This window comes from Pseudomonas sp. 313, assembly GCF_000316965.1.
Taxonomy (GTDB): Bacteria; Pseudomonadota; Gammaproteobacteria; order Pseudomonadales; family Pseudomonadaceae; genus Chryseomonas; species Chryseomonas benzopyrenica.
In genome coordinates, this window is sequence record NZ_ANBZ01000072.1 from 244272 (window position 1) to 262537 (window position 18266).

At 65.1% G+C, this 18266-nt stretch carries 17 protein-coding genes and 1 tRNA gene; 8 read left to right on the forward strand and 10 right to left on the reverse strand.

Annotation, left to right across the window (positions count from 1 at the left end):
- The first annotated feature begins 183 nt into the window (after positions 1–183).
- Together C722_RS0117110 and C722_RS0117115 are read left to right on the forward strand one after the other, a co-directional pair.
- Positions 184–1920, forward strand: coding sequence for a terminase ATPase subunit family protein (locus C722_RS0117110; protein WP_157225847.1), 1737 nt, complete (start codon positions 184–186; stop codon positions 1918–1920).
- Complete coding sequence (locus tag C722_RS0117115) at positions 1920–2936, forward strand: phage portal protein (RefSeq protein ID WP_017641689.1); 1017 nt, start codon at positions 1920–1922, stop codon at positions 2934–2936. The genes C722_RS0117110 and C722_RS0117115 overlap by 1 nt, the downstream gene beginning before the upstream one ends.
- Positions 2937–3005: 69 nt before the next feature.
- On the opposite strand, the gene C722_RS26270 is transcribed toward C722_RS0117115, so the two are convergent.
- Positions 3006–3746, reverse strand: a complete 741-nt coding sequence (locus tag C722_RS26270) for a hypothetical protein (protein ID WP_157225845.1) — start codon at positions 3744–3746, stop codon at positions 3006–3008.
- Positions 3747–3962: 216 nt separating this feature from the next.
- Between C722_RS26270 and C722_RS0117120 the strand changes: the two genes are divergently transcribed.
- Entirely contained in the window at positions 3963–4145 is a 183-nt protein-coding gene (locus C722_RS0117120; RefSeq protein ID WP_017641690.1) for a hypothetical protein, read from the forward strand.
- Positions 4146–4897: 752 nt separating this feature from the next.
- On the opposite strand, the gene C722_RS0117125 is transcribed toward C722_RS0117120, so the two are convergent.
- Positions 4898–4973, reverse strand: a tRNA-Thr gene (locus C722_RS0117125).
- Between the two features lie 118 nt (positions 4974–5091).
- On the opposite strand from C722_RS0117125, the gene C722_RS0117130 reads away from it, so the two are divergent.
- Positions 5092–5439 (forward strand): hypothetical protein, encoded by a 348-nt coding sequence (locus C722_RS0117130; protein ID WP_017641691.1) that lies wholly within the window; start codon positions 5092–5094, stop codon positions 5437–5439.
- Between the two features lie 141 nt (positions 5440–5580).
- Here C722_RS0117130 and betA read toward each other — a convergent pair whose 3' ends face one another.
- The 3 genes from betA to betI all read right to left on the reverse strand — a co-directional run bounded on the left by betA (position 5581) and on the right by betI (position 9735).
- Positions 5581–7323 (reverse strand): choline dehydrogenase, encoded by a 1743-nt coding sequence (gene betA / locus C722_RS0117135; protein ID WP_017641692.1) that lies wholly within the window; start codon positions 7321–7323, stop codon positions 5581–5583.
- Between the two features lie 90 nt (positions 7324–7413).
- Positions 7414–8886, reverse strand: coding sequence for a betaine-aldehyde dehydrogenase (betB, locus tag C722_RS0117140; protein WP_017641693.1), 1473 nt, complete (start codon positions 8884–8886; stop codon positions 7414–7416).
- A 261-nt stretch (positions 8887–9147) separates the two neighbouring features.
- Positions 9148–9735, reverse strand: coding sequence for a transcriptional regulator BetI (gene betI / locus C722_RS0117145; RefSeq protein ID WP_017641694.1), 588 nt, complete (start codon positions 9733–9735; stop codon positions 9148–9150).
- A 195-nt stretch (positions 9736–9930) separates the two neighbouring features.
- On the opposite strand from betI, the gene C722_RS0117150 reads away from it, so the two are divergent.
- Both C722_RS0117150 and C722_RS0117155 read left to right on the forward strand, forming a co-directional pair.
- Positions 9931–10341 (forward strand): helix-turn-helix domain-containing protein, encoded by a 411-nt coding sequence (locus tag C722_RS0117150; protein ID WP_017641695.1) that lies wholly within the window; start codon positions 9931–9933, stop codon positions 10339–10341.
- Positions 10325–11326, forward strand: coding sequence for an LLM class flavin-dependent oxidoreductase (locus C722_RS0117155; protein WP_017641696.1), 1002 nt, complete (start codon positions 10325–10327; stop codon positions 11324–11326). Before C722_RS0117150 ends, C722_RS0117155 begins: the two co-directional genes overlap by 17 nt.
- Positions 11327–11763: 437 nt before the next feature.
- Here the strand turns inward: C722_RS0117155 and nfsB are convergent, their stop codons facing one another.
- The 3 genes from nfsB to C722_RS0117170 are packed head-to-tail and all read right to left on the reverse strand — an operon-like array spanning position 11764 to position 14585.
- On the reverse strand, positions 11764–12411 hold the full coding sequence (gene nfsB / locus C722_RS0117160) for an oxygen-insensitive NAD(P)H nitroreductase (protein ID WP_017641697.1): 648 nt from the start codon (positions 12409–12411) through the stop codon (positions 11764–11766).
- An 18-nt stretch (positions 12412–12429) separates the two neighbouring features.
- Positions 12430–13578, reverse strand: coding sequence for an L-dopachrome tautomerase-related protein (locus tag C722_RS0117165; RefSeq protein ID WP_017641698.1), 1149 nt, complete (start codon positions 13576–13578; stop codon positions 12430–12432).
- The gene (locus C722_RS0117170; RefSeq protein ID WP_017641699.1) at positions 13578–14585 is read right to left on the reverse strand and encodes a zinc-binding alcohol dehydrogenase family protein; all 1008 of its coding nucleotides are present in this window, start codon (positions 14583–14585) and stop codon (positions 13578–13580) included. Before C722_RS0117170 ends, C722_RS0117165 begins: the two co-directional genes overlap by 1 nt.
- A gap of 105 nt (positions 14586–14690) precedes the next feature.
- Between C722_RS0117170 and C722_RS0117175 the strand changes: the two genes are divergently transcribed.
- Positions 14691–15599, forward strand: a complete 909-nt coding sequence (locus tag C722_RS0117175) for a LysR family transcriptional regulator (RefSeq protein WP_017641700.1) — start codon at positions 14691–14693, stop codon at positions 15597–15599.
- 50 nt (positions 15600–15649) lie between these two features.
- On the opposite strand, the gene C722_RS0117180 is transcribed toward C722_RS0117175, so the two are convergent.
- Both C722_RS0117180 and C722_RS0117185 read right to left on the reverse strand, forming a co-directional pair.
- The gene (locus C722_RS0117180; RefSeq protein ID WP_017641701.1) at positions 15650–16066 is read right to left on the reverse strand and encodes an organic hydroperoxide resistance protein; all 417 of its coding nucleotides are present in this window, start codon (positions 16064–16066) and stop codon (positions 15650–15652) included.
- Positions 16067–16212: 146 nt separating this feature from the next.
- A complete protein-coding gene (locus C722_RS0117185; protein ID WP_017641702.1) occupies positions 16213–16647 on the reverse strand; it encodes a MarR family winged helix-turn-helix transcriptional regulator in 435 nt (144 codons plus the stop codon).
- A gap of 88 nt (positions 16648–16735) precedes the next feature.
- Between C722_RS0117185 and C722_RS0117190 the strand changes: the two genes are divergently transcribed.
- Complete coding sequence (locus C722_RS0117190) at positions 16736–18253, forward strand: sigma-54-dependent transcriptional regulator (RefSeq protein WP_017641703.1); 1518 nt, start codon at positions 16736–16738, stop codon at positions 18251–18253.
- Positions 18254–18266 lie beyond the last annotated feature (13 nt).

Consider the following 18266-nt stretch of genomic DNA (forward strand, 5'->3'; position numbering starts at 1 on the left):
GCATGGTCGGGACGCGCGCGCGTCCCAGCAACGAGGGGGTTTTGTAGGCGCGCACGGTACACGGTCGCGCGCTATGGAGGAGGGGATCAGGGCGGCAGTCTGGCGGCCATGAAAAGCCTATCCGATTCCTCGCCCCTGCCAAGCCCGGCCGAAACGCCGGCGGCCGCCCCGTCCACCGACCTGATGATGGACGTGCGGCGGCGCGCCAAGCATCTGTACTGGATGGGTTGGCGGGTGAGGGAGATCGCCGAGGCGATTGGCGAGAAGGAAAAGACCGTCCACAGCTGGAAGGCCCGGGACGAGTGGGACCGGGCGGACAACGTTGAGCGGATCGGCGGCGCCCTTGAGGCGCGCCTGGTGCAGCTGATCCTCAAGGACGGCAAGACCGGTGGCGACTTCAAGGAGATCGATCTGCTCCACCGCCAGCTGGAGCGCCAGGCGCGGATCCAGCGCTTCCAGGGCGGCGGTACCGAGGCCGAGCTCAATCCCAAGCTGGACAACCGCAATGCCGGGCCGAAGAAGAAGGCGGCGCGCAACGAATTCACCGAGGAGCAGATCGAGGCCCTTGAGAGCGCCTTCCGCGACCAGTGCTTCGGCTACCAGCTGGACTGGTACCGGGCCGGGCAGCAGCGGACCCGCGCCATCCTCAAGAGCCGGCAGATCGGCGCCACCTACTACTTCGCCCGCGAGGCCTTCCTGGACGCCCTGATCACCGGGCGCAACCAGATCTTCCTCTCGGCCAGCAAGAATCAGGCGCATATCTTCAAGGCGTATATCCAGGCCTTCGCCCGGGAGGTCTGCGGCGTCGATGTGACCGGGGATCCGATCATCCTGGCCAACGGCGCCGAGCTGCACTTCCTCGGTACCAATGCCCGCACCGCCCAGGGCTACCACGGCAACTTCTACTTCGACGAATTCTTCTGGACGTTTCGCTTCGAGGAGCTGAACAAGGTGGCCAGCGGCATGGCCATGCAGAAGCAATACCGCCGGACCTACTTCTCGACGCCGAGCTCCATGGCCCATGAGGCCTATACCTTCTGGACCGGCGAGCGCTTCAACAAGGGCAAGCCGGTCGCCCAGCACCTCAAACTGGACGTCTCCCATGATGCCCTGCAGCAGGGCCGGCTCTGCGAGGACCGGATCTGGCGGCAGATCGTCACGATCCTGGACGCCGAGGCTCGTGGCTGCGACCTATTCGACCTGGAGGAGCTCAAGCTCGAATACTCGGCCGAGGCCTTCCAGAACCTGCTCATGTGCCAGTTCGTCGACGACGGCGCGAGCATCTTCCCCCTGGCCATGCTGCAGCCCTGCATGGTGGACAGCTGGGTCGAGTGGGCCGAGGACTACAAACCGTTTGCAGCTCGACCTCTGGGCGATCGCCCGGTCTGGGTCGGCTATGACCCCGCCGAGACCGGCGACACCGCCGGCCTGGTGGTGGTCGCGCCGCCGGCGGTACCGGGCGGCAAGTTTCGCGTGCTCGAGCGCCACCAGTTCCGCGGGATGGACTTCGCCGCCCAGGCCGAGGCGATCCGCCAGGTCTGCCAGCGCTATTGGGTGACCTATATCGGCATCGATGTCACCGGCATGGGCAGCGGCGTGGCCCAGCTGGTGAAGCAATTCTTCCCGGGCGTGACCACCTTCAGCTACTCGCCCGAGGTCAAGACCCGCCTGGTGCTCAAGGCCTACGACGTGATCAAGAACGGCCGGCTCGAGTTCGACGCCGGCTGGACTGACGTCGCCCAGTCGCTCATGGCCATTCGCAAGACCACCACCGCCAGCGGCCGCCAGTTCACCTACACCGCCGGCCGCAACGACACCACCGGCCACGCGGATCTCGCGTGGGCCCTCTTTCATGCCTTGCACAACGAGCCGCTGGAAGGGCAGACCGCCCGCAATACCGGCGTCATGGAGATCTACTGATGAGCGATTCCACCAGCCTGGCCGTCCAGGCCACCGCGGCGCCCGGCCCGGTCGAGGCCTTCACCTTCGGCGATCCCTCGCCGGTGCTCGAGGGCCGCGAGGTCTTCGACTACCTGGAGTGCTGGTTCAACGGTCGCTACTACGACCCGCCGCTGTCGCTCGACGGTCTGGCCAAGGCCACCCGGGCCAGCGTCTATCTGGACTCGGGCCTCAAGTTCAAGCGCAACCTCCTGGCCCGGACCTTCATCCCGCATAAGCTGCTGAGCCGCGGGGCCTTCGAGCAGTTCGCCCTGGACTGGCTCTGGTCGGGCAATGCGTACCTGGAGCGGCGCAAGTCGCTGCTAGGCAATCCGGTCAGCCTGCAGCCGGTGCTGGCCAAGTACATGCGCCGCGGCGAGGGCGATCAGTTCTTCCAGGTGCGTGGCTGGCGGGACGAACACGAATTCGCCCCGGGCACCATCTGCCACCTGCGCGAGGCCGATATCAACCAGGAGATCTACGGCATGCCCGAGTGGCTTGCCGCCATGCAGTCGGCGCTGCTCAACGAGTCGGCCACGCTGTTCCGCCGCAAGTACTACAACAACGGCAGCCACGCCGGCTTCATCTTCTACATGACCGACGCCGCCCAGAAGGAGGAGGACATCGACTCCCTGCGCACCGCGCTGCGCTCGGCCAAGGGCCCGGGCAACTTCCGCAACCTGTTCGTCTACGCGCCCAACGGGAAGAAGGACGGCATCCAACTGATCCCGGTCAGCGAGGTGGCCGCGAAGGATGAATTCAACTCGATCAAGAGCATCACCCGCGACGACATGCTCGCCGGCCTGCGGATCCCGCCGCAGCTGATGGGCATCGTGCCGCAGAACGCAGGCGGCTTCGGCTCGATCAGGGACGCCGCCCAAGTCTACGCCGCCAACGAGCTGGAGCCGCTGCAGGCCCGCCTGGCCCAAGTCAACGACTGGCTGGGGGAGGAGGTGATCCGCTTCCGGCCATACGAGCTCATGCAACTACCGTCCTAGGGAATTCGATGCCGAGGCGCTGTTGCTTTCGTGACAGCGCTCTGCTTGAAAGCCGCCTTAGGGCGGTTTTTATTTGTATTCTTTGCAAGCAAAGAAACCATTCGATAATGCAACAATTAAGTCGGCTATCGCCTGGTGATATCTTCTAGCCCTTTCGGTCGACATCGGTATTACCTTGTCGCTCCATTGCGCAAGTGCTGGAAACTTATTGGCGTGTCTTGGCTCAAGGTAACCGTATCGGTGCAGTAGGGTGTTGCGCACTAGTGATGCTTCGTTGTAAGCCAGGATGGTTTCTTGGCGCAGTTTCATTTCAATACCAAACCAAGAAAACAATGTTGCCATTCTTAGCGCAATGTCTTCTACGCCATTTGGCGTCGCTTTAATCGCTTTTCGTTCAAGTTTCTTGGCAATGTCCAAGCACACGTCCTCCTCCCAGGGCCTTGGTAGCGACGAGTACGTGCCACTGCCGAGCTTGGATAGCGCGATGACGGCAGCGCTATCCGAAGTTCTAATGATCTCCGCAATTATGCTTTCCATTCCAGCCTCTTGAGCAGCCCAGGCAGTGATAAAGGCGTGGCTGTTTACCGTGTGGAAATCCTCCTTTCGTGATCGCTTTGCCCAGCTATTGATGTCGCTCAGGGTTGGATCGCGTTTGCCATCCGTGAAGCTTTCTGCATATTTGATGCAGGTTCGGTAATAGCCGCCGGTGAAAAGTTCGCCAACCAGGGAGGAGGCTAGCCTATGTATAAGCCAAGTCACTGGCGCTGTGTCTCTCGGGGTGCCAAGTTTTGATTCTGAAAGCTCAGCCATAGCAGCAGTAACTCCTCAAATAGATAGCAGTGCCGTTCATGGCAGCCGAGGCTGCAGGGCGTTTCTATCATGCTGACTGGCTATAGGGGAGTGGGTCTCTGTTCTGATTCCGGCCGTGCTGCGACCAGCCTACGCCCCCCGGTCGCCGCCTGCCGACGGTACCCATCCGACGCGTCGTGACGCCACTCTTCTAGCTCCAAACCACGGAGTCAAACCATGCACCTGCACCACTGCAAGTTGATCAACGCACACGTCCAGATCTCGGAGCACTACTTGGTCGCCAGCGGGATCGGGAGTGAAGACGTAGACGAAGAGGTTTACTACCTCTGTGACTACGACGAGGAATGCTTCGGCTGCCCTTATCGGGACGTCGAGGGGTGCTGCTTGAGGGAGTTCTAGCCCGGCGAGCGGAGAGACGGCGGCGGCGCACATGCTGCATCCAGCGCGCGCCGTCGTCCCCCCGCCACGCCCGCGGTCTAAACGTGTCGCTTTTTCTGCAGCCCTGCACCTGGGCCCTTTCCGCGTCGCTACTGGGGCTGTACGGGGGTTGGCAGGCCTGAAAAACCCTGCGAATCCCTGCACCGCCAGCCTTTTTTCAGACGGCCGAATGCATCCCCAGGCCGATGAGTGCTTGAGAGCTTTTTCAGGTCGACAAAAAAAGTGGGTTACCGAGGGTAGAGGGGTCGCTTGACAGGGCTCCAGGCCGCGTCGTTGCTGGGTTTCGTCAGTAACCTGGGGGAGGTTACTTGAGGTTTTTTCCGAGGTTACTTTTTCTGGAACCGCTCTAGATCAAGGTTTTCAGCCTGGAGGGAAGTAACCTGTCTGGAAAGTTACTAATAACCTCAAATAACCTGAAAAAAACTTTTGGCCAAACCGCTGAAAGCCTTGTCTGGCAAGGGATAGAGGGTGATTAGAAAAAAAAGTAACCTCAGTAACCTACTTTTTTCGCCAACCTGAAAAATTGCTTTCGCTTTCGGGGGGAGGGATTCACGGCCGAGACTCTTGCCGCCTCACTCATGCTGGCTCTCACTGCCAGACTCACTCTCTGGCTGGCTGACGCCGTTCCACTCTTCCTCAGCCGCTTGTTACGTTGCTTGTTACGTCGCCGCTGGTATGGCGTCGCACGAAGCGGCTGAAACCCTTGTTGTAGATGGTGCCGGCACCAGGAGTCGAACCCGGGACCTACTGATTACAAGTCAGTTGCTCTACCAGCTGAGCTATACCGGCAAGGGGGAGGCCATTATAGCCATGGAAAAGCCCTTGTAAACCAAGGATGTGCGACGGTTAAGGCTGGCGTAAGCCAGCTGCGGCTAAAATGACGCAAAGAGCTTGCGAGGAGCCGCTGATGAGAACCAAAACCCTGGCCGTCCTGGCCGCTGCCCTGGCCGGGTGCACCAGCCAGGCGAATCTTGAACGCAATCCGCCCATGGAGCTGCGCACGGGCAAGAGTGCTGAGGACTATCGCACCTGTCTGGTGGCTGGCCTGGAGAAGGATGGTCGGCACGTGCTGGTCCAGCCGCAGGGCAGCAGTGGGCAGCGCGTGCTGGTGGATAGCAAGGTGCCGGGCGCCACGGCGGCCATCATCGACATCGGGTCGGCGTCGCGCGGTACGCGCATCCAGCTGCGTGAGCAGATGGCCAACAATCCGCTGCGGCCGCGGACCATTCTGACGGCGGTGAAGGATTGTCTGTGAAATGAGCGGCTAGGCAGGCTGCCCTCACCCTGGCCCTCTCCCCGAGGGAGAGGGGGAAGAGCGGACTGCCCGTCGTCACCTGGAAAGGCATATACAAGAAGGGCGCCCGAGGGCGCCCTTCTTGCGTTCCGCTGCCTGGGATCAGGCAGCCGGTTGGTCACGACGCTGCGGGACGGGCTCGGCGGCGCGCTGGCCGTTGACGTCACGCATGGGAGTACCCCGTACCGGGGCGCCGTTGGCGACGTAGTAGGCGGCATTGCTGCGCGGCAGCGGGGCGCGACCACGGATTTTGTCGGCGATCTTCTCGGCGATCATGATGGTCGGGGCGTTGAGGTTGCCCGTCGCGATGATCGGCATGATGGAGGCGTCCACCACGCGCAGGCCTTCCAGGCCGTGCACGCGACCGGTGCCGTCGACCACCGCCATGTCGTCGGTACCCATCTTGTTGGAGCAGGACGGGTGATAGGCGGTCTCGGCGTGGGAGCGCACGAAGGCGTCCAGCTGGGCATCGGTCACGCAATCGCGGCCCGGGTTGATCTCTTCGCCACGATAGGGATCCAGCGCCGGCTGCTGCATGATCTCGCGGGTCAGGCGGATGCCGTCGCGGAATTCGCGCCAGTCCTGTTCGGTGCTCATGTAGTTGAACAGGATGCTCGGATGCTGGCGCGGATCGCGCGAGGTCAGCTCGATGCGGCCGCGGCTGGGCGAGCGCATGGAGCCGACGTGGGCCTGGAAGCCATGGGCTTCGATGGCGTTGGTGCCGTTGTAATTGATGGCGATCGGCAGGAAGTGGTACTGGATGTTGGGCCAGTCGAATTCCTCGCTGGAGCGGATGAAACCGCCCGCCTCGAAGTGGTTGCTGGCGCCGAGGCCGGTGCCCTTGAGCATCCATTCCAGGCCGATCTGCGGCTGGTTGTACCACTTCAGCGCCGGGTACAGCGAGACCGGCTGCTTGCACTCGTACTGCAGGTACATCTCCAGGTGGTCCTGCAGATTCTGGCCGACGCCGGGCAGGTCATGGACGACCGGGATGTCGAAGCGACGCAGCAGCGGCGCAGGGCCGACGCCGGAGCGCTGCAGGATCTGCGGCGAGGCGATGGCGCCGGCGCAGAGCAGGACTTCGCGGCGGGCGCGCACGGTGATGGCTTCCAGCGAATCGCCCTTCATGTAGGCCACGCCATTGGCGCGCTTGCCCTCGAAGAGGATGCGATCGGTGGTGGCGTGGGTGACGATGGTCAGATTAGGGCGACCCTTGGCCTGATCCAGATAGCCGCGCGCGGTGCTGGAGCGACGGCCGTTCGGGGTGACGAAGCGGTCCATCGGGCCGAAGCCTTCCTGCTGATAGCCGTTGAGGTCTTCGGTGCGCGGATAGCCCGCCTGGACACCGGCTTCGACCATGGCTTCGAACAGCGGATTGGTATTCGGCTTGGCGGTGGTCACCGAGACCGGACCCTCGCCGCCGTGCCAGTCGTTGGCACCGGCGTCACGCTTCTCGGCCTTGCGGAAGTAGGGCAGGCAGTCGAGGTAGGTCCAGTCGTCCAGGCCGTCGAGTTGCGCCCAGTTGTCATAGTCCAGTGCGTTGCCGCGGATGTAGCACATGCCGTTGATCAGCGAGGAGCCGCCCAGGCCCTTGCCGCGGCCGCATTCCATCCGGCGGTTGTCCATGTGCGGCTCGGGCTCGGTCTGGTAGGCCCAGTTGTACTGCTTGCCCTGCAGCGGATAGGCCAGGGCGGCCGGCATCTGGGTGCGGAAGTCCAGGCGGTAGTCGGGGCCGCCGGCTTCCAGCAGCAGGACGGTGACGTCCTTGTCTTCGGTCAGCCGGGTAGCCAGGACGTTGCCGGCCGAGCCGGCGCCTATGACGATGTAGTCGAATTCGTGTGCCATGAAAAAGTCTCCTCCTGACGGCGGGTGGGGTCGGGCCCCAGCCCCGGACCCTCTCCAGCGGAGAGGGGAGAACAGCGCTGCCTGAGCGGCTTAGAAGATCGAGGCGTAGTCGCCCAGCTCGACCTGCACCGACTTGATGCGGGTGTAGTGGCCGAGGGTGGTGAGGCCGTTCTCGCGACCGACGCCGGAGTGCTTGTAGCCACCCACCGGCATCTCGGCGGGGGATTCGCCCCAGGTGTTGATCCAGCAGATGCCGGCTTCCAGGCGATGGATCATGCGGTGGGCACGGGCCAGGTCACGGGTGACCACGCCGGCCGCCAGGCCGTACTCGGTGTCGTTGGCGCGGCGCACCACCTCGTCCTCGTCGGCATAGGCCAGGATGCTCATGACCGGGCCGAAGATCTCTTCGCGGGCGATGGCCATGTCGTCACGGCAATCGGTGAAGACGGTGGGGGCGACGAAGTTGCCCTTGGCCAGTTCGCCCTGGGTGACGCGTTCGCCACCAATGAGCAGGCGGGCGCCTTCGGCCTGGCCCTGGGCGATGTAGCCCAGCACCTTTTCCATGTGCGGGGTGCTGACCAGCGGCCCGAAGTTGGTCTCGGCGGCCAGGGGATCGCCCAGCTTGATGCGCTTGACCCGCTCCACCACCTTGGCTTCGAAGTCGGCCTTGAGCGCCTGGGGCACGAAGACACGGGTGCCGTTGGTGCAGACCTGGCCGGAGCTGAAGAAGTTGGCCATCACGGCGATGTCGGCGGCGCGCTCCAGATCGGCATCGTCGCAGACGATCAGCGGCGACTTGCCGCCCAGCTCCATGGTGACTTCCTTGAGGGTCGAGCCGGCGGCGCTGGCCATGACCTTCTTGCCGGTGGCGACGCCGCCGGTAAAGGAGATCTTCTCGATGCCGGGATGCTCGGTCAGGGCCACGCCGACTTCCGGGCCGACGCCATTGACCACGTTGAACACGCCATCGGGCAGGCCGGCCTCGGTGTAGATCTCGGCCAGCTTCAGCGCGGTCAGCGGGGTGACTTCGCTGGGCTTGAAGATCATGGCATTGCCGGCGGCCAGGGCCGGGGCGGATTTCCACAGGGCGATCTGGATCGGGTAGTTCCAGGCGCCGATGCCGGCGACCACGCCCAGTGGCTCGCGGCGGGTATAGACGAAGGAAGTCTCGCGCAGCGGGATCTGCTCGCCTTCCAGGGCCGGAACAAGGCCGGCGTAGTACTCGAGCACGTCGGCGCCGGTGACGATGTCCACGGCCTGGGTCTCGGACAGGGCCTTGCCGGTGTCGAGGGTTTCCAGCAGCGCCAGCTCGTCGTTGCGCTCGCGGAGGATGTCCACGGCCTTGCGCAGGATACGCGAGCGCTGCATGGCGGTCATGGCAGCCCAGACCTTCTGGCCGGCAGCGGCAGCGGCCACCGCCTTGTCCACGTCGGCGCGACTGGCGCTCTGCACCACAGCAAGCACCTCGCCGGTGGCGGGATTCAGGGTTTCGAAGGTGGCGCCACCGGTAGCGGCGACATAACGGCCACCGATGTAGAGCTGCTGTTCGGCGAAACGGGCCATGGACGTTCTCCCAGGCTGGGCGGGCGTCGTGGCACCCGCAAGGCACACAGGGGGCGCGAAAGAAGGAGCTCTTTGCGCCAGCGATGAATCCAGTCTACTTAATTTTTATTGAACGTTCAATCAATGAAAAATTCATAGGCGTGCCGAGACGGGCTGATGGGCGGCCCAGAGCGGTTCGATCAGAGAGGGATGGATAAGGGAAAGCGGGAGGGAAGCCCCGGCCGGAGCGGACCGGCCGGGGTTGCAGCGGTCAGGGAGCGGTCAGGCCTTGGCCAGTTGCAGGTCCAGGTAGTCGTAGGCGATCTGCAGGGCCTGCTGGGTGTTAAAGGCGTCGCCGGAGAGGGCGCCGCGCAGCCAGAGGCCATCGATGATGGCGGCCAGGCCGCGCGCCGAGGCGCGGGCCTGCTCATGGGGCAGGAGGCGCCGGAATTGCCAGCAGAGGTTGGAATAGAGGCGCAGGTCGTTGATGCGTTGCAGGCGGCGCAGATTGGGCTGGTGCATGCTGGTGGCCCAGAAGGCCAGCCAGGTCTTCATGGCCGGGCCGCTGACCTGGGTATCGTCGAAGTTGCCCTGGATGATGGCGCGCAGGTTGGCGGCCGGGTCGTCACCGGGCAGGGCGGCGCGGCGTTCGCGCACGGCCTGGCGCAGGGCATTCATCAGATGCCGCATGGTGGCTTCGAGCAGGCCGTTCTTGTCCTGGAAATAGTGGCTGATAATGCCGTTGGAGACGCCGGCCTTGCGGGCGATGAAGGCGATACTGGCGTCGCCCATGCCGACTTCGTCGACGGCTTCGAGGGTCGCGGCAATGAGCTGCGAACGGCGGATGGGCTGCATCCCGACCTTGGGCACGAGGCATCTCCTGAACAGAGCGGAAGGAGCCTCGGAGGGTAACTATTTTTTATTGAACGTTCAATCAATAAAAAAGGTCACCACCTCTTGGATTGTGCCCTGGCTGGAACGGTAGTGCCAGTCCTGACAGGTGGTTACTTTTAATAACCGCCCGAAAGGCGTAGGCTGGGAACCAGTTCTGCTTCGAGGATCGCCATGGACGCCGTGGTCAGTCGTATCTCCAGCCGTCGCCGCCTGCATGCCCATGCCTGTCCCATCCGGGACGTGCTGGACCGGATTGGCGATGCCTGGTCCTTGCTCACGCTCTTCACCCTGGAACCCGGTCCGCTGCGCTTCAACGAATTGCGCCGGCGGGTCGACGGCATTTCCCAGCGCATGCTCAGCGTGACCCTGCGTCAACTGGAGCGCGATGGCCTGGTGTCCCGCACGGTGACCCCGACCAAGCCGCCCCAGGTGGAATACGCCCTCACCGAATTGGGCCAGAGCCTGATGGTACCGGTGGGTGCCCTGGCCGCCTGGGCCTCCGCGAAGCAGCCTCTCATTCAGCGCCACAGGGCGGCCTACGATCAGGCCGCCGAGGAGAATCCTGATGACCCGTCTCTCTAAGACCGCCCTGTCGGTCCTCGACCTGGTCCCCATCCGCGATGACGGCGATGCGACCCAGGCGCTGCACAATGCCCTGACCCTGGCGCGCCATGTCGAGCAGCTCGACTTTTCTCGCTACTGGGTAGCGGAGCACCACAACATGGACGGTATCGCCAGTTCCGCGACCAGCGTGTTGCTGGGCTATCTGGCCGCCGGCACCAGCACTCTGCGGCTGGGTTCAGGCGGCATCATGCTGCCCAACCACGCGCCGCTGGTGGTGGCCGAGCAGTTCGGCACCCTGGCCTCGCTGTATCCGGGCCGCATTGAACTCGGCCTGGGCCGTGCGCCGGGGTCGGACCAGCGCACCGCCTATGCTCTGCGCCGTGATCGCCTGGGCAGTTCCGACGACTTCCCGCGGGACGTGGAAGAGCTGCAGCACTACTTCGGCCCGCAGCAGCCAGGGCAGGGCGTGATCGCCATGCCGGGCGTGGGCACCGAGGTGCCGATCTGGCTGCTGGGTTCGAGCTTGTTCAGTGCCCAGCTGGCGGCGGCCAAGGGCCTGCCCTATGCCTTCGCCTCGCACTTCGCGCCGCGCTATGTGCACGAGGCGATCCGGCTCTATCGCGAGAACTTCAAGCCGTCCGCGGTGCTTGACCGTCCCTATGTGATGCTCGGGGTACCCCTGGTGGCGGCCGACAGCGACGATGAGGCCAATTACCTGGCCACCACCGTCTACCAGCGCATCCTGGCGCTGTTCCGCGGCGACAGCCTGCGCCTGCAGCCGCCGGTGCGCAGCATGGAAGGGGTCTGGCTGCCTCACGAGAAGGAGTCGGTGTCGAGCTTTCTCGGCATGGCGGTGATCGGTGGACCGGACAAGGTCCGCGAGCGCCTGGAGCTGCTGCTGGAGAAGACCGACGCCGACGAGCTGATCTTTACCTGCGACGTCTACGAGCAGGCGGACCGGTTGCGCGCCTTCTCGATCCTGGCGGATCTGAAGGGCGGTTGATCGGGGATTGGGTCTGTTGGGCTTCGCTGCGCTCAGCCCAACCTACGTGTGCGCAGCGTTATCCACGTCGATGAGCCGTAGGTTGGGTTGAGACGGCTTCATCGTCGAAGCCCAACAGGCCCAAACGAAAAAGCCGACCCTTGCTAGCGGTCGGCTTTTTCTTGTCCAAAGAAGGGCAACGCTGCCGCCTTTGTTGGGCTTCGCTGCGCTCAACCCAACCTACGTGTGCGCAGCGTTATCCACGTGACGGGTCTATGAGCCGTAGGTTGGGTTGAGACGGCTTCACCGTCGAAGCCCAACAGGCCCAAACGAAAAAGCCGACCCTTGCTAGCGGTCGGCTTTTTCCTGTCGAGGAAGGGCAATGCTGCTGCCTTTGTTGGGCTTCGCTGCGCTCAGCCCAACCTCTACGCGTGCGTAGCGTTATCCATGTGGGCGTTCTACAGGAAGGTGAAGACCCGTTCGCGGGTCAGGCGCGACTTGGGCAGAGCGGCATTGAAATCACTTTCGCCACGATAGCCCAGGCCCACTACCACCAGCGCGGTGTAACCCTGTTCGCGCAGGCCCAGTTCCTGGTCCAGGCTGTTGGCGTCGAAGCCCTCCATGGGAGTGGCATCGATACCCAGCGCAGCAGCGCCGAGCAGTAGGGTGCCCAAGGCCAGGTAGGTCTGCTTCTCCATCCAGTGCTGCACATCCTGGCGCTCATGGCGATGCAGGTCGACGAAGTGGCGGCGGGTGCCGTCCTGGGTGGTGCGCGCCTCGGGTTTGGCGAAGCGGCCGTCCTGGGCTTCCTGCTCCAGCACCTGGGCCAGATGGCCTTCGGTCATCTCCAGGCGAGTGCAGAGCACGATGACGTGGGAGGCCGGCAGCACCTTGGGCTCGTTGTAGGGGCTCTGCATGCCACGGGCGACGCGCGCCCTGGCCTCGGCGCTGGCGGCGACCACGAAGTGCCACGGCTGGGAATTGACCGAGGAGGGCGCCTGGCGCAGCAGCTCCAGCAGTTCTTCGACCTGTTCGGCCGGGATGCTGCGGGAGCCGTCGAAGGCCTTGGTGGTGTAACGGGTACGGGCGATCTGGGACAGCTGCATGGATAACTCCTGATCGGATCAGTGGGTGGGGGCAGGCTGGGCGTCGATCTTGACGCGGAACAGGCTGTAGGGCTTCTCGCGCAGGTCCTGGCCACCGTGGAACTGGGCCTGGCGATGGAGCTGGTTGGCGGTGAAATAGAGATAGCCGTCCGGGCCGATGCTGAAGGTATCGGGCCAGAGCACGCGCGGATCGTGGACCAGGGTCTTCCAGCTGCCATCGGCCTGGCGCTGGCGCACGGCATTGTGCTCGTAGTCACCGGCATAGACGCGGCCCTGGGCATCGGCTTCGAGGCCGTCGGAAGCGCCTTTCTCGCCGAGATCCTGCACCCCGGCGCGCACCTGGGCCTCGCTGGCGCTGGGGTCGCGCAGCAGGGCGGTGGGCACGGCATAGAGGTGCCGACTGGACAGCGGGCTGAAGTAGAGGGTGCCGCCGTCCGGCGACAGGGCGATGCCGTCGCTGGCGATGGCCGGTCGGACCTTGCTGCCATCGGGGCGCTGCATCAGCAGCGGTTCGCCTTCCACCACCGGGACGAAGCTGGGATCGACGTTGGCCTGGGGCGCGCCGGTCAGGCGACGCTGGGCCTGGCCGGTGGCGAGGTCAAGGATGATCAGGCCACCGGGAGGCGCCGAGTCGGTGACATAGGCCACCCCGGCGCGACCGACGCGAAAGTCGAAGCGCACGTCGTTGACGTAGCTGTTGGGTTCGAGCACCGAGGCGGGGAAGACCAGGGTCCTGGCGACCTTGTTGGTCTTGAGGTCGATGGCCACCAGCTTGACGCCGCCGGCCTTGGGCGCGGCAAAGCCCGGTGCGGCGGTATCCAACACCCAGAGGTGCCCGCGCCCATCGGCCACCACGCTCTGCACGCTGATGAAACCCTTGCCCGGCTGACCAGGCGTTTCCACGTTCAACGCGGCGTCCGGATAGGGTACCGCCTTGCCGTCCTTGAGTTCGGCCACGGTGAAGGGCACCGCATCGCCCCAGCGCGGATAGTTGACGAAGATCCGACCGGTCTCGCTGACGGTGACCCCGGTGGGCATGGCGTCCTGGAAGGCGAACACCGGCTCCAGCTGGCCAAGGGTGCGCTCCTGGGGCAGCGGCGCAGCCTGGGCCGTCAGGCTACCCACGGCCAGGGCGACGGCGAGGGTCAGGGCAGTGAAGCGAGGCATCAGAAACCCTCCAGCACGAGCTTGCCACGCGCCTGGTGACTCTCCAGCAGGGCATGGGCGCGGCGCAGGTTGGCGGCGTCGATACGGCCGAGGTGTTCACCCAGGGTGGTCTTGAGGATGCCCTGGTCGATCAGCCCGGCCACGCGTTCGAGGATCTCGTGCTGGCGCACCTTGTCCGGAGTCTGGAACAGCGAGCGGGTGAACATCAGTTCCCAGTGCAGCGACAGCGACTTGGCCTTCATAGGCACCACGTCGAGTTGCGCCGGATCGTCGATCACGCCGAGACGGCCCTGGGGTCGCAGGACATCCACCAGCTGGGTGAAGTGCTCATCGGTGTGGGTGAGGCTGGCGACCAGGGTCACGCCGTCCAGGCCCAGGGCTTCGAGCTGGGGGCGCAGCGGCTGGTGGTGGTCGATGACGTGGTGGGCACCCAGCTGGCGCACCCAGTCCTGGGTTTCCTGCCGCGAGGCGGTACCGATCACGGTCAGTTCGGTGAGTTGGCGGGCCAGCTGGATCAGCACGGAGCCGACGCCGCCCGCCGCGCCCATCACCAGCAGCTGCTGGCCGGCGCCGCCGCCTTCGGTCGCACCGAGACGGTCGAACAGTAGTTCCCAGGCGGTGATGGCGGTCAGCGGCAGGGCCGCGGCCTGGGCATGGTCCAGACTCCTGGGCTTGTGCCCGGCCAAGTGTTCGTCGACCAGGTGCAGCTCGCTGTTGCAGCCAGGGCGGAACAGCTCGCCGGCGTAGTAGACCTCGTCACCCACGGCGAAGCGGCTGACGGCGCTCCCCACGGCCCGCACCACACCGGAGACGTCCCAGCCCAGCACCTTAGAGTCACGCTGTACCAGGCCCTGACGCACCTTGGTGTCGACCGGATTGACCGACACGGCGCGGACTTCCACCAGGAGGTCATGGGCCTCGGGCGTGGGATCGGTGAGTACGGCGTCCTGCAGGGCGCGGGGATCGCTGGCGGGGAGGGTGACGTCACCATGGATGATGGCTTTCATGGACGGATTCCTTTGTACGATAAGAAGACATGGGCCCATGGTCGTCTTCATGCTCGACCGGAAAAAGCGGCAGAATCGGATAGCACCTTCACTGCAGGAGTGAAAATGATCCGCTTCGACGATCTCGGCCTCTTCGTCCGTTCCGCCGCCCTGGGTAGCTTTTCCCGCGCCGCCCGCGAGGCCGACCTGTTGCCAGGCCAGGTAAGCGCCGCCATCGGCCGGCTGGAGCGGGAGCTGGGTATCCGCCTGTTCGCCCGCTCGACGCGCAGCCTGAGACTGACCGCCGAAGGCGAGGCCTACCTGCCTTATGCCCGGGAGGTGCTGGAGACCCTGCGCGAAGGGCGCGAACGGCTGCAGGGTGAGAGCCCCGAGCTGCGCGGGGTGTTGCAGGTGGCGGCGCCGTCCGACCTGGGGCGCAATCTGCTGCTGCCGTGGCTGACCGAATTCCGTCAGCGGCATCCGGGGCTGACGCTACGGCTGTTTGTGTCGGACCAGCAGGCGGACGTCTACCGCGATCCCGTGGATATCGCCCTGCGCTACGGGCGCAGCCAGGACGATAGCCTGGTGGCCCTGCCGCTCGCCCCGGACAACCGCCGGCTGCTGGCGGCGGCGCCGGCCTATCTGGCCCGCCAGGGTACGCCGCGCAGCCTGGATGACCTGGGCAGGCACGCCTGCTTGCTCTACCAGCTGCATGGGCGCACCCATGACAAGTGGAGCTTTCCACAGGCCGACGGTGGCCTGCGCCAGGTGGCCGTCGGCGGACCCTTGCAGAGTGACGATGCCGAGGTGGTGCGGCGCTGGGCGGTGACGGGGGAGGGCATCGTCTACAAGTCCTGGCTGGACATGCGCGACGATCTCCAAACCGGTCGGCTGGTACGGCTGCTGCCCGAGCAGCCCGGCGAGCCGTTGCCGCTGCAGCTGTTCTGCCCGCACCGCCGGCAATTTTCGCCAGCCGTGCGGCAGCTGCATGGCTGGCTGGCGGAGCGCTTCTCGGCGTTGGGCGGACAGCCATGAAAAAGGGCGCGCATCCCTGGGGATGCGCGCCCGCTATCCAACTCCCGGACTCAGGCCAGGGTCAGGCGCACGTCCACATTGCCGCGGGTGGCGTTGGAGTAGGGGCAGACCTGGTGGGCCTTCTCGACCAGGTCTTCGGCCACGGCGCGCTCCAGGCCCGGCAGGCTGATGACGAGCTCGACGTCCAGGGCGAAGCCGGTGGGGATGGGGCCGATGCCGACCTGGGCGGTCACGCTGACGTCCGCCGGCACGGCGATCTTTTCCTTGGCACCAACGAACTTGAGCGCGCCGATGAAGCAAGCCGAGTAACCGGCGGCGAAGAGTTGCTCGGGGTTGGTCCCTGCACCCCCGGCGCCGCCCAGCTCCTTGGGCGTGGACAGCTGCACGTCCAGGGCCTTGTCGCTGCTGATGGAACGGCCGTCACGGCCGCCGGTGCTGGTGGCGAAAGCGGTGTAGAGGATGTTCATGGCGTGCTCCTTTTTAGGTATCGCGATAACTGTTTGGTCGGGCTTGGATCGCAAGGATTGCCCAGGTACGGATTTAAGTTATCGCGATACTTGTTATCGCGCAAATATATTTTTGGGAGCAGGCGACCAGCGGCGGTGGGACGGGATCAACGCTCCAGCTTGGCGCGCAGGGTCATCAGGTTTTCCCGCAAGGCATTCATCTGCGCATCGCCCAGTGCGCAAAAGCCGCTGATGGTGCCGTTGATCTCCCGGGCCCGCTCGCGCAGGGCCCGGCCAGCCTCGGTGAGCTCGATGGACAGGTTGCGCTCGTCCTCGGCATTGCGCTGCCGGGTCACGTAGCCCTCGGCTTCCAGGCGCTTGAGCACCGGGGTCAGGGCGCCGGAATCCTGGTGCAGCCGACGCGCCAGCTCCTTGAGCGGTAGGCGGTCGTTCTCCCAGAGCACCAGCATCATCAGGTACTGCGGGTAGGTCAGGCCCACCTCTTCGAGCAGCGGCTTGTACACCTTGGTCATGGCCAGCGAGGTGGAGTACAGCGCGAAGCACAGCTGCTGATCGAGTAGAAGAGGGTCTTTGCTGGTCATGGCGGTCCCGCCTGGGTAAATGAGAAGTGATTCTACCCCGAGCATTTGGGTAGCATTAGCCCTTTCGCTTTCAGACCCCAGGGTTTCCATGCGTATCCATGTGTCGTTCATCGATCGTGTCGGCATCACCCAGGAAGTCCTGGCGTTGCTCGGTGCCCGCAATCTCAATCTGGACGCCGTGGAGATGGTGCCGCCCAACGTCTATATCGATGCGCCGACCCTGAGCGCAGCGGTGCTGGAGGAATTGCGCGCCGCCCTGCTCACCGTGGTGGGGGTCGAGGCGGTGCGGGTGGTGGACATCCTGCCCGGCCAGCGGCGTTCCCTGCAGCTCGATGCCCTGCTTGCCGCCATGGCCGATCCGGTGCTGGCGGTGGACGGCGAAGGGCGCATCCTGCTGGCCAATCCGGCCTTTGCCGCCTTGGCCGGTGAGGGCGCCGGCAACACCCTGGCCGAACTCTTCAACGACAGCGAATTGCCCAGTGAACTGCTGGACCAGGGCTTTCGCCTGCCCCTGCGCGAGGTGGTGCTGCGCGGCCAGGCGCTGTTGCTGGACGCCACCCCCATCGGCGAACCCGTGGGCGGACTGGCCGGCGGGCTGCTGACCCTCTATGCCCCCAGTCGCATCGGCGGCCGTCTCTCGGCGCTTCGCCACGACACCCCCGAGGGATTCGATTCGCTGCTTGGCGATTGCGCCGCCATCCGCACCCTCAAGGCCCGCGCCCAGCGCCTGGCCGCGCTGGAGGCGCCGTTGCTGATCCTGGGCGAAACCGGTACCGGCAAGGAGCTGGTGGCGCGCGCCTGCCACGCCGCCAGTGCCCGCCGCGAGGCGCCCTTTCTGGCGCTGAACTGTGCGGCCCTGCCGGAGAGCCTGGCCGAGAGCGAACTGTTCGGCTATGCCCCAGGGGCCTTCACCGGCGCCCAGCGTGGCGGCAAGCCGGGCCTGCTGGAGCTGGCCGACCAGGGCACGGTGTTTCTCGACGAGGTCGGCGAAATGTCGCCCTATCTGCAGGCCAAGTTGCTGAGATTTCTCTCGGATGGCAGCTTTCGCCGCGTTGGCGGGGCCCAGGAAACCAAGGTCAATGTGCGCATTCTCGCTGCCACCCATCGTGACCTGCAGGCCATGGTCGCGACCGGCACCTTTCGCGAAGACCTCTTCTACCGCCTCAATGTACTCAGCCTGCAGGTACCGGCCCTGCGCGAGCGTGGCCAGGACATCCTGCTGCTGGCGAGGCACTTCCTGCAGCAGGCCTGCGCCCAGATCGGTCGACCGCCGTGTCGCCTGGCCCCAGCCACCTATGGCGTGCTGCTGGGCAATGCCTGGCCGGGCAACGTCCGGCAATTGCAGAACATCCTCTTTCGGGCGGCTGCCATCAGCGAGAGCGGCCAGATCGATGTCGACGACCTCGACCTGGCCGGCACGGCGGTGGCGGGGCAGGTCGAAACCGAAGTCAGCACCCTGGAAGCCGCCGTCCAGGGCTACGAGGCGGCGCTGCTGGAGCGGCTCTATCCGCAGTATCCGTCCAGCCGCCAGCTGGCCGCGCGCCTGCAGACCTCCCACTCGGCCATCGCCATGCGCCTGCGCCGTTACGGCATCCCGCGGCGTTAAAGTTCTAGAGCCT

Excerpts from the sequence above, each read along its gene's own strand:
- C722_RS0117110 (WP_157225847.1), top strand. The coding sequence starts at position 184 with ATGATGGACGTGCGGCGGCGCGCCAAGCATCTGTACTGGATGGGTTGG.
- C722_RS0117115 (WP_017641689.1), top strand. The coding sequence starts at position 1,920 with ATGAGCGATTCCACCAGCCTGGCCGTCCAGGCCACCGCGGCGCCCGGC.
- C722_RS26270 (WP_157225845.1), bottom strand. The coding sequence starts at position 3,746 with ATGGCTGAGCTTTCAGAATCAAAACTTGGCACCCCGAGAGACACAGCG.
- C722_RS0117120 (WP_017641690.1), top strand. The coding sequence starts at position 3,963 with ATGCACCTGCACCACTGCAAGTTGATCAACGCACACGTCCAGATCTCG.
- C722_RS0117130 (WP_017641691.1), top strand. The coding sequence starts at position 5,092 with ATGAGAACCAAAACCCTGGCCGTCCTGGCCGCTGCCCTGGCCGGGTGC.
- betA (WP_017641692.1), bottom strand. The coding sequence starts at position 7,323 with ATGGCACACGAATTCGACTACATCGTCATAGGCGCCGGCTCGGCCGGC.
- betB (WP_017641693.1), bottom strand. The coding sequence starts at position 8,886 with ATGGCCCGTTTCGCCGAACAGCAGCTCTACATCGGTGGCCGTTATGTC.
- C722_RS0117150 (WP_017641695.1), top strand. The coding sequence starts at position 9,931 with ATGGACGCCGTGGTCAGTCGTATCTCCAGCCGTCGCCGCCTGCATGCC.
- C722_RS0117155 (WP_017641696.1), top strand. The coding sequence starts at position 10,325 with ATGACCCGTCTCTCTAAGACCGCCCTGTCGGTCCTCGACCTGGTCCCC.
- nfsB (WP_017641697.1), bottom strand. The coding sequence starts at position 12,411 with ATGCAGCTGTCCCAGATCGCCCGTACCCGTTACACCACCAAGGCCTTC.
- C722_RS0117165 (WP_017641698.1), bottom strand. The coding sequence starts at position 13,578 with ATGCCTCGCTTCACTGCCCTGACCCTCGCCGTCGCCCTGGCCGTGGGT.
- C722_RS0117170 (WP_017641699.1), bottom strand. The coding sequence starts at position 14,585 with ATGAAAGCCATCATCCATGGTGACGTCACCCTCCCCGCCAGCGATCCC.
- C722_RS0117175 (WP_017641700.1), top strand. The coding sequence starts at position 14,691 with ATGATCCGCTTCGACGATCTCGGCCTCTTCGTCCGTTCCGCCGCCCTG.
- C722_RS0117180 (WP_017641701.1), bottom strand. The coding sequence starts at position 16,066 with ATGAACATCCTCTACACCGCTTTCGCCACCAGCACCGGCGGCCGTGAC.
- C722_RS0117185 (WP_017641702.1), bottom strand. The coding sequence starts at position 16,647 with ATGACCAGCAAAGACCCTCTTCTACTCGATCAGCAGCTGTGCTTCGCG.
- C722_RS0117190 (WP_017641703.1), top strand. The coding sequence starts at position 16,736 with ATGCGTATCCATGTGTCGTTCATCGATCGTGTCGGCATCACCCAGGAA.